Below are 8,647 nucleotides of genomic sequence, written 5' to 3' on the forward strand. Positions count from 1 at the left end.
GGCTTTTCCGTTCAGGCGGCCCGCTAGGGGCTGCTCGATGAAGGCCGTCTCGGTGTATGGGTGTTCCATGTCGTGTGAGAGCGTTTTTCCTCGTTGACTGCCGTTTGCCTGAGGTGAACGGCAGCTTTTTTTTGCCTGGCGGTTAGTAGATATTGATGTTGTTTGGTAACGTTTACATTCGTTTATAACATTGTTTATAGGCAATTGTTTGATTTTAAATTGTGCTAATATTGGTATCGATTACATGCGTTGTGCCGTATGGTTTTAACGCATGGACCCCCTGGACCGTTTCGCTATCGGCGTTAACGCTGTGACAAAGAGACCTATCGGATGAGTGTGAAAATCAAGGATGTCGCTGAACTGGCTGGGGTGTCGGTGGCAACGGTGTCACGCGTGCTCAGCAATGGCTCCGTCAGCGCGGCGTTGAAGACGCGGGTCGAGGAGGCGGTGGCGCAGCTTGGCTACCGGCCGAACTTGTCGGCGCGTCGGCTGCGTTCCCAGCTGAGCCAGACGGTGGGGCTGATCGTGTCGGATGTGCGCAACCCCTTCTTTACCGCCGTCAGCCGGGCGGTGGAGGACGCGGCCTACCGGGCCGGCATGCGGGTGATTCTGTGCAACGCCGATGAAGACCCCGACAAGGAAGCCATGTATTTGCGGCTGATGCAGGAAGAACGCGTCAGCGGCGTCATCTTTTCGCCCACCAGCGTGACGGCGGGCCGGTTTCGGCCGGAGCGTTTCGAGTTTCCGGTGGTGATGATCGACCGGGAGGGGCCGCCGGGTCTCACCGACGCGGTCGTGCTGGACAACCCGCAGGCTGGACGCTTGCTGGTCGAGCACTTGATCGCCCGCGGCTATCGCAAGATCGGCGGTCTGTTCGGCAATGTCAGTACGACCGGCGCCGCGCGGCGGGCGGGCTATGAGGCCGCGCTGGCCCAGCATGGCTTGCCTTCCTCGGTGCGGTTTGTCGCGCCGTCCACCGAGGCGGCGTCGACCGCGGTGCGCGCATGGCTTGCCGAGCCGGACTGGCCTGACGCGCTGGTCGTCAGCAATGGCCTGTTGTTGCTGGGCGCCGTGCACGCGTTGACCGAGGCCGGTCTATCGATACCCGGCGACATGGCGTTGGCGGGATTCGACAACGACGTCTGGACGGGGCTCGTCGGGCACGGCCTGACCGTGATCGAACAGCCGGTATACGACATTGGCGTCGTGGCCATGGAAATGCTGCTGTCGCGGTTGGAAAACCCCAGCCTGGCCAAGCGCAAGGTGGTATTGAACGGCGCCCTGCTTGAGCGCGCCTCGACATCCGGCCGGGGCGCCGCCGCGCCGTCCTGATTCGTGCCGACGAAGTACATTCATCAATACAGAGGAAAGACAAAACATGCATCGAAATCGCAAAGCCAAGATCGTCGCCACGCTGGGGCCCGCCACGCCCGACCGGGCCAGTATCGAGGCGCTGTTTCAGGCAGGGGTGGATGTGTTCCGCCTGAATTTCAGCCATGGCACCCATGACGATCACAAGGCGCGGGCGCAGATTCTGCGTGATCTGGAGCGCGACAGTGGCCGGCCGATCGGCATTCTGCTCGATTTGCAGGGGCCGAAGCTGCGCATTGGCACCTTTGCCGACGGATCGATCCATCTCGATGCCGGCCAGGTGTTCGAGCTGGATTTGCTGCGCGAGGACGCGGGCGACGCGACGCGTGTTTCGCTGCCGCATCCCGAGATTTTCGCCGCGTTGAAGGTGGGGTGCGATCTGTTGCTGGACGATGGCCGCATCCGTCTGCGTGTCGAACGCTGCGATGACAAGAGCGCCACGACGCGGGTGGTGACCGGCGGCACGCTGTCGGACCGCAAGGGGGTCAACGTGCCGGACGTGGTGTTGCCTTTGTCGGCGTTGACCGCCAAGGACCTGGCGGATCTGGAGTTCGGTCTCAAGCTCAATGTCGATTGGGTCGCGTTGTCGTTCGTGCAGCGCCCGGAGGACATCGAGGAGGTCAAGGCCATCGTCGCCGGCCGCGCCGGCGTGATCGCCAAGCTGGAGAAACCGTCGGCCATCGCCCATCTCGACGCCATCGTCGAGGCGGCCGACGCGATCATGGTGGCGCGCGGCGACCTGGGGGTGGAAATGCCGGCCGAACAGGTGCCGTCGATTCAAAAGCGCATCGTGCGTCAGTGCCGCCGCCAGGGACGCCCGGTGATCGTTGCCACGCAAATGTTGGATTCGATGGTGGCCGCGCCGGTGCCGACCCGGGCGGAGGCGTCGGACGTCGCCACCGCGATCTATGACGGCGCCGACGCGGTGATGTTGTCGGCGGAATCCGCCTCGGGGCACTATCCGACCGAAGCGGTGCAGATCATGGACCGCATCATTTGCCAGACCGAGTCCGATCCGTACTACCGCGAAGCGATCGACGCCTCGCGCTCGCAGGTGCAAAGCAGCGAGGCCGATGCCATTGGCTGCGCGATGCGCAACGTGGCCGGCATCATGCGGGCGGCGGCCACCGTGGCGTACTCCACCACCGGCGGCTCGGCATTGCACATGGCGCGCGAGCGTCCGCTGGCGCCCATCATCGGCATGACGCCGCGCCTGACGACCGCGCGACGGCTGACACTGGTGTGGGGCATGCATGCCGTGCTGATCCACGAAGTGGCGGACGTCAATGAAATGACGGATTACGCCTGTCGTACCGCATTGAAAGAAGGGTTTGCCCAAGCGGGCGACACGTTGGTGATTTCGGCGGGCTTGCCGTTCGGCACGCCGGGGGCGACCAACATCCTGCGCATCGCCCGGGCTTGATGGCCCCGGCCCCGGCTCAGGGCCGGGGCCGGCTTCGTGCGTTGCTTCGCGAACGTACGCTACACGTGGGACGTCAGGCGCAAGTGGCCAGACAGGCCTGGCAGATGACGCCGAACGACTCGACATCCAAGGAGGCGCCGCCGACTAGCGCGCCATCGACGTTGTCGATCGCCAGGATCGCGTCGGCGTTGTCGGCCTTGACGCTGCCGCCATAGAGCACGCGCACGGCTTCGGCGCCGCCATGGGTTTGCCGGCTGTGTTGCTTGATGCAGGCGTGCATCTCGCGAATCTGATCCAACGTGGCGACCTTGCCGGTGCCGATGGCCCAGACCGGCTCGTAGGCGACGATGACACGGGCGGGATTGAGCGCGGCGAGGATGTCGAGCTGGCTGCGGATGACAGCCGCATGGTCGCCCGCCTCGCGCTGTAGCAATGTTTCACCGACACACAATACCGGCGTGATGCCGGCTTCGAGCGCGTTGATCAGTTTTTGATTCAATACCGCGGTGGTTTCCGCTAGATATTGGCGCCGCTCGGAATGGCCGATCAGCGCATAGCGGCAACCGATGTCGTGCAGCATGCCGGCCGAGACCTCGCCGGTATAGGCGCCGGCCAGGCCGAACTGGCTCATATCCTGCGCGGCCATCGCAATGGGGCTCGATTCCAGTAAGTCCGACAGCTGCATCAGATAAGCGTGCGGCGCGGCGATGGCGACACCGTCGCGATTGATGCGCGCATCTTCCAGCATGGCCTTGATCAGTTTCCGGTTGGAATCCAGGCTGCCGTTCATCTTCCAGTTGCCCATGACCAGTTTTGCAGGCATTGCGTCACTCTCCATGTGTTGAATCTGTGGGGGGGCGTTGGCGTTTCTTTCGGTTTTGTTGGAAACGCTTACAGTTTTTTGTTGCTTGTATATCAAGACATATCTGTCTATTGAATAAATCTGATGATCTGCTATTATTGAAAACGTTTACACATCAGATGTCAATTTTTTCATGCGGGGAGAAATGCATGGCACTCGTTTCATTGCGTCAGCTGCTGGATCATGCGGCCGAATTCGGCTATGGCTTGCCAGCCTTTAACGTCAACAACCTTGAGCAGATGCGCGCGATCATGGAAGCGGCGGATGCGGTCAACGCGCCGGTCATCGTGCAAGCCTCCGCCGGGGCGCGAAAATATGCCGGCGCGCCGTTTTTGCGCCACCTGATGCTGGCGGCGGTCGAGGAGTTCCCGCATATCCCCGTGGTGATGCACCAAGACCATGCGACGACGCCGGATATCTGCCAACGTTCGATTCAGCTGGGCTTTAGCTCGGTGATGATGGATGGCTCATTGAAGGGTGATGGCAAGACGCCGTCGGACTATGATTACAACGTTGACGTCACCCGCACCGTGGTGCGTTTCGCCCACGCTTGCGGCGTGTCGGTCGAGGGCGAAATCGGCTGTCTGGGGTCGTTGGCCACCGGCAAGGCGGGCGAGGAGGATGGTGTGGGCGCGGAGGGAACGCTCGATCACAGTCAGATGCTGACCGATCCGGAAGAAGCGGCGCGCTTTGTGCGCGACACCGGCGTGGACGCGTTGGCCATCGCCATCGGCACCAGCCACGGCGCCTATAAGTTCAGCAGCAAGCCGACCGGGGACGTGTTGCGCATCGACCGCATCAAGGAAATTCATGCGCGTATCCCGAATACCCATCTGGTGATGCACGGTTCGTCGTCCGTGCCCCAGGATTGGCTGGCGATCATCAATCAGTATGGTGGCGAGATCCCCGAAACCTACGGCGTGCCGGTCGAGGAGATCGTCGAGGGAATTAAACACGGCGTGCGCAAGGTGAATATCGACACCGACCTGCGGTTGGCCTGCACCGGCACCCTGCGTCGCTTTCTGGCAACACGCCGCGCGGAATTCGACCCGCGCAAATACCTGGCCGAAACGGTGCAATCGATGCGCGACGTCTGCATTGCGCGCTATGAGGCTTTTGGCGCGGCGGGGCAGGCGGACAAGATCAAGCCGGTCGGCTTGGAAGCCATGGCAGGCCGTTATTCCAAGGGGGAATTGGCGGCAATCGTCAACTAAGCTGCGAAATGTCATGTAAATGTGATTGCATTTCGAGCACAATAGTGTAGCAAAACTACATTTTTAGAATGAACGGAGTGAAAGAAAATGACTATCAAAGTTGGCATCAATGGTTTTGGCCGTATCGGCCGGATGGTGTTCCGTGCCGCGGTTCAGAACTTCGCCGATATCGAAATCGTCGGTATCAACGATTTGCTGGAGCCGGATTATCTGGCTTACATGCTGAAGCATGACTCCGTACATGGCCGCTTCAAGGGCGAAGTGTCCGTTGACGGCAACACGCTGATCGTCAACGGCAAGAAGATCCGTCTGACGGCGGTGAAGAATCCGGCGGAACTGAAGTGGGACGAAATCGGCGCGGACGTCGTCGTCGAATCGACCGGCCTGTTCCTGACCAAGGAAACCGCGTCGGCTCACCTGGCCGCGGGCGCCAAGAAAGTGGTTCTGAGCGCGCCGTCCAAGGATGACACCCCGATGTTCGTCTATGGTGTGAACCATAAGAAGTACGCCGGCGAAGACATCATTTCCAACGCTTCCTGCACCACCAACTGCCTGGCGCCGCTGGCCAAGGTCATCAACGACACCTTCGGCATCAAGCGTGGCCTGATGACCACCGTGCATGCCGCCACCGCTACCCAGAAGACCGTTGACGGCCCGTCCAACAAAGACTGGCGCGGCGGCCGCGGCATTCTGGAAAACATCATTCCGTCGTCCACCGGCGCGGCCAAGGCCGTGGGCAAGGTGATTCCGGAACTGAACAAGAAGCTGACCGGCATGGCCTTCCGCGTGCCGACCTCCGACGTTTCGGTGGTCGACCTGACCGTCGAGCTGGAAAAATCGGCGACTTACGAAGAAATCTGCGCAGCCGTCAAGGCCGCTTCCGAAGGCCCGATGAAGGGTGTGCTGGGTTACACCACCGACAAGGTGGTCTCGACCGACTTCCGTGGCGAAGTGTGCACCTCGGTGTTTGATGCCGATGCCGGTCTGGCGCTGGACGGCACTTTCGTCAAGCTGGTTGCTTGGTACGACAACGAAATGGGCTACTCCAACAAGGTGTTGGAAATGGTCCGCGTCGCCGCCGGGAAGTAATCGGCCGCAGCCGCAAATAGTTTGCAGACAGGCCCTAAAGCCGTTCACTTGCGAAAGTGAACGGCTTTTCCGATTTCCGATGGCGGCAGCATCGGATGCAAAGCTTGCTGGATCGCGCGTGGTTGCAACGGCAGCCTCGATGTCGTTGCGGGCAAGCGTTTTGGCAATGGCGCGTCAGATTTGCGCGAGGCCGCCGTCGGCTGCGACCTCGCTGGCGGTCATGAAACTGCTGTCTTGCGACGCGAGAAAGGCCGCCACCGCCCCGATCTCCGCCGGGTCGGCCAGGCGCTGGAGCGGATTCATCGAGGCGAAGACCTTCATTCCCGCCTCGCCCAGCGCTTCCTTCGCCAGTTCGGTCGCCGTCGGTCCAGGGGACAGCACGTTTACCCGAATGCCGGTGCCCTTCAGGTCCTGCGCCCAGGTCCGGGCGAGGTTGCGCACGGCCGCCTTGCTCGCGCTATAGGCGCTGAATGCCGGGGCGCCCGTGGTGCCGGCGCTCGATCCTGTCAGAATGATCGATCCGCCCTGGCCCATCAGCGGCAGCGCCTTCTGGATCGTGAAGATCACCCCCTTCACGTTGGTATCGAAGATTTCGTCAATGTGTTCGGCGGTGATCTCGCCGAGCGGAAGCGGGCTGCCCGCTCCTGCATTGGCGAAGACGATGTCGAGGGCGCCGCGTTCGGCCTTCACCGCCGCGTAGAGTCTGTCGAGGTCGGCCAGATTGGAGACCGAACCCTTCACCGCACGGGCATTGGGCCCGAGGTCAGCCACGGCGGCGTCGAGCGCTTCCTGCCGGCGGCCGAAGATGAAGACCAGGGCGCCCTCCTCGATGAAGCGCTTTGCCGCGGCGCGGCCGATACCGGTGGCGCCACCCGTGATGACTGCAACCTTACCTTCAAGTTTTCCCATGACATCTCCTTTTGTGGCGTTGGGTTACGCCTCGTTTTCCATTTGCTCGAATGTGCGATATGATGTGGATCACTGATCCATATGTGTTTTTAATATACGGATCACTGATCCATTTTGTCAAGGAAGTCTATGCGAGCCGACGCCAGAAAAAATTACAGCCATCTGCTTGCGGTCGCGCGCGAGGTCGTCGCCGAGCATGGCGTCGATGCATCCATGCGCGATATCGCTCGCCGGGCCGATGTTGGTTTGGCTACGCTGCTTCGTCATTTCCCAACCCGAGAAGCCTTGTTCGACGCGTTGCTGCGCGCGAATTTGGACGCGCTGACACAGAAGGCAAGCGAACTGGAAACGTCGAATCCGCCCGACGAAGCGCTGGTGGCCTGGTTTCGCGAGGGGGTGGCTTTCGTGCATAGCTATAGTGGCGTTGTCGCCTTGATGGCGAGCGCCCACGCGGATCCGGAATCCGCGCTTCACGCTTCATGCGCGGCGGTGCACTCTGCCGGCGCGCGACTACTGCATCGTGCGCAGGCCGACGGGACGGCGCGTGCCGATATGGATGGGGAGGACCTGTTCGCCCTGATGTCGGCGCTAGGTTGGCTCGTCGACCAACCCGCATTCGCGCCGCGAGGGGCTCATCTGTTTCACGTCATTACCAGCGCCATCCTGGCAAATCCCCCCAGCAACGATGTCAAGAAGGCAATGTAACGGAGTGTGCGCCTCGATGTTTGATGCGAATGGCGGGAAGCAAGCGGTCACCGCTTGGCGGCTAGGGCTCCCAGTAGAGCCGTTTCTTCAATAGACTTTGCGACGCCTTTTCCAGGCGGGAGATCAGCCGTGGGCCTTGCCGCAGCGCGACGCCGACCGCCAGGATGTCGATCAGCGCCAGGTGCACGATGCGCGAGGCCATCGGGCTGAAGGATTCGGGATCTTCGGGCGTGTCGGCGGTCAGCGCCACCGTGGCCAAGTTCGCCAGTGGAGTGCTGCTCGCCGTGATGGCAACCACGCTCGCCCCGGCGTTGAGCGCCACCTTGACCGCCTCCAGCGTTTCCACCGAGCGACCGGAGTGGGACAGAGCGACCACCACCGACCCCGGCGTCAGCATCGACGCCGACATGGTTTGCACGTGCGAGTCGGCGTAAGCCACCGTGGGCATGCCTAAGCGGAAGAACTTGTGCTGGGCGTCGGCGGCGACGATGCCGGAGTTGCCCAGACCGTAAAACTCGATGCGCTGTGCTTGCGACAGCAGGCTCAGCGCCTGTTCGAGGTGCGCCGCATTGATGTCGTTGCGGCATTTGATCAGCGCGGCTACCGTGCTGTCGATGACTTTGGGGGCGATTTCCGCCGCGGGGTCCGCCGGACAAACCTTGGCGTGCACGTAGGGCACGCCGTTGATCAGGCTGCTGGCGAGTTTTTGCTTGAACTCCGGCAGGCCGGTGCATCGCATCGTGCGGGCGAAGCGAATGACGGTGGGCTGGCTGACGCCCGCGTGCGCGGCGATCGCGCCCACGGCGGCCTGCGTCACGGAATAGGGCTGCGCCAGCACGAGCTCGGCGACCTTGCGTTCGGCCGCCGATAACCTGGGCAATTGCGCGCGAATATGATCGAGCATCATCCGATTCCCCTTGGCAGCCCAAACGGCCGCGCGAGGCGGCCGTTTGGGCGAGCTGTTTACCACACGCTGCGGCTTACGCCTTCTTGCCGCCCTTGGCCTTCTCGGCCGGCTTGTCTTCGGCGCGCAGATGGCTTTCGACATACGCGCGGCCGTAGAAGCTGTCGAGC

The 8,647-nt window shown here is 62.0% G+C and carries 8 protein-coding genes; 5 read left to right on the plus strand and 3 right to left on the minus strand.

Annotation, left to right across the window (positions count from 1 at the left end; all coding sequences use genetic code 11):
- Nucleotides 1–330: 330 nt before the first annotated feature.
- Together JOZ06_RS01785 and pyk are read left to right on the plus strand one after the other, a co-directional pair.
- Nucleotides 331–1,332 carry a LacI family DNA-binding transcriptional regulator gene (locus JOZ06_RS01785; protein ID WP_293228079.1) on the plus strand — a complete coding sequence of 334 codons (1,002 nt, stop codon included), beginning with the start codon at nucleotides 331–333 and terminating at the stop codon, nucleotides 1,330–1,332.
- Between the two features lie 46 nt (nucleotides 1,333–1,378).
- Nucleotides 1,379–2,794 carry a pyruvate kinase gene (gene pyk, locus JOZ06_RS01790; protein ID WP_293228081.1) on the plus strand — a complete coding sequence of 472 codons (1,416 nt, stop codon included), beginning with the start codon at nucleotides 1,379–1,381 and terminating at the stop codon, nucleotides 2,792–2,794.
- 73 nt (nucleotides 2,795–2,867) lie between these two features.
- Here pyk and tpiA read toward each other — a convergent pair whose 3' ends face one another.
- On the minus strand, nucleotides 2,868–3,617 hold the full coding sequence (tpiA, locus tag JOZ06_RS01795) for a triose-phosphate isomerase (protein ID WP_293228082.1): 750 nt from the start codon (nucleotides 3,615–3,617) through the stop codon (nucleotides 2,868–2,870).
- Between the two features lie 188 nt (nucleotides 3,618–3,805).
- Here tpiA and fba point away from each other — a divergent pair, with 188 nt between their 5' ends.
- Entirely contained in the window at nucleotides 3,806–4,870 is a 1,065-nt protein-coding gene (fba, locus tag JOZ06_RS01800; protein WP_293228083.1) for a class II fructose-bisphosphate aldolase, read from the plus strand.
- Between the two features lie 87 nt (nucleotides 4,871–4,957).
- Nucleotides 4,958–5,959 (plus strand): type I glyceraldehyde-3-phosphate dehydrogenase, encoded by a 1,002-nt coding sequence (gap, locus tag JOZ06_RS01805; protein WP_293228085.1) that lies wholly within the window; start codon nucleotides 4,958–4,960, stop codon nucleotides 5,957–5,959.
- Nucleotides 5,960–6,133: 174 nt separating this feature from the next.
- On the opposite strand, the gene JOZ06_RS01810 is transcribed toward gap, so the two are convergent.
- The gene (locus tag JOZ06_RS01810; RefSeq protein WP_293228087.1) at nucleotides 6,134–6,868 is read right to left on the minus strand and encodes an SDR family oxidoreductase; all 735 of its coding nucleotides are present in this window, start codon (nucleotides 6,866–6,868) and stop codon (nucleotides 6,134–6,136) included.
- A gap of 129 nt (nucleotides 6,869–6,997) precedes the next feature.
- On the opposite strand from JOZ06_RS01810, the gene JOZ06_RS01815 reads away from it, so the two are divergent.
- Nucleotides 6,998–7,573, plus strand: a complete 576-nt coding sequence (locus JOZ06_RS01815; RefSeq protein ID WP_293228089.1) for a TetR/AcrR family transcriptional regulator — start codon at nucleotides 6,998–7,000, stop codon at nucleotides 7,571–7,573.
- A 61-nt stretch (nucleotides 7,574–7,634) separates the two neighbouring features.
- Here the strand turns inward: JOZ06_RS01815 and JOZ06_RS01820 are convergent, their stop codons facing one another.
- The gene (locus JOZ06_RS01820) at nucleotides 7,635–8,480 is read right to left on the minus strand and encodes an SIS domain-containing protein (protein ID WP_366814278.1); all 846 of its coding nucleotides are present in this window, start codon (nucleotides 8,478–8,480) and stop codon (nucleotides 7,635–7,637) included.
- Nucleotides 8,481–8,647 lie beyond the last annotated feature (167 nt).

The sequence above is a fragment of the Paludibacterium sp. genome (assembly GCF_019232825.1).
In the GTDB taxonomy this organism is placed as follows: domain Bacteria; phylum Pseudomonadota; class Gammaproteobacteria; order Burkholderiales; family Chromobacteriaceae; genus Paludibacterium.

What these genes read in the sequence shown, in the direction of transcription:
- tpiA (WP_293228082.1), bottom strand. Translation starts at nt 3,617, where the DNA reads ATGCCTGCAAAACTGGTCATGGGCAACTGGAAGATGAACGGCAGCCTG.
- JOZ06_RS01785 (WP_293228079.1), top strand. Translation starts at nt 331, where the DNA reads ATGAGTGTGAAAATCAAGGATGTCGCTGAACTGGCTGGGGTGTCGGTG.
- pyk (WP_293228081.1), top strand. Translation starts at nt 1,379, where the DNA reads ATGCATCGAAATCGCAAAGCCAAGATCGTCGCCACGCTGGGGCCCGCC.
- JOZ06_RS01810 (WP_293228087.1), bottom strand. Translation starts at nt 6,868, where the DNA reads ATGGGAAAACTTGAAGGTAAGGTTGCAGTCATCACGGGTGGCGCCACC.
- fba (WP_293228083.1), top strand. Translation starts at nt 3,806, where the DNA reads ATGGCACTCGTTTCATTGCGTCAGCTGCTGGATCATGCGGCCGAATTC.
- JOZ06_RS01820 (WP_366814278.1), bottom strand. Translation starts at nt 8,480, where the DNA reads ATGATGCTCGATCATATTCGCGCGCAATTGCCCAGGTTATCGGCGGCC.
- JOZ06_RS01815 (WP_293228089.1), top strand. Translation starts at nt 6,998, where the DNA reads ATGCGAGCCGACGCCAGAAAAAATTACAGCCATCTGCTTGCGGTCGCG.
- gap (WP_293228085.1), top strand. Translation starts at nt 4,958, where the DNA reads ATGACTATCAAAGTTGGCATCAATGGTTTTGGCCGTATCGGCCGGATG.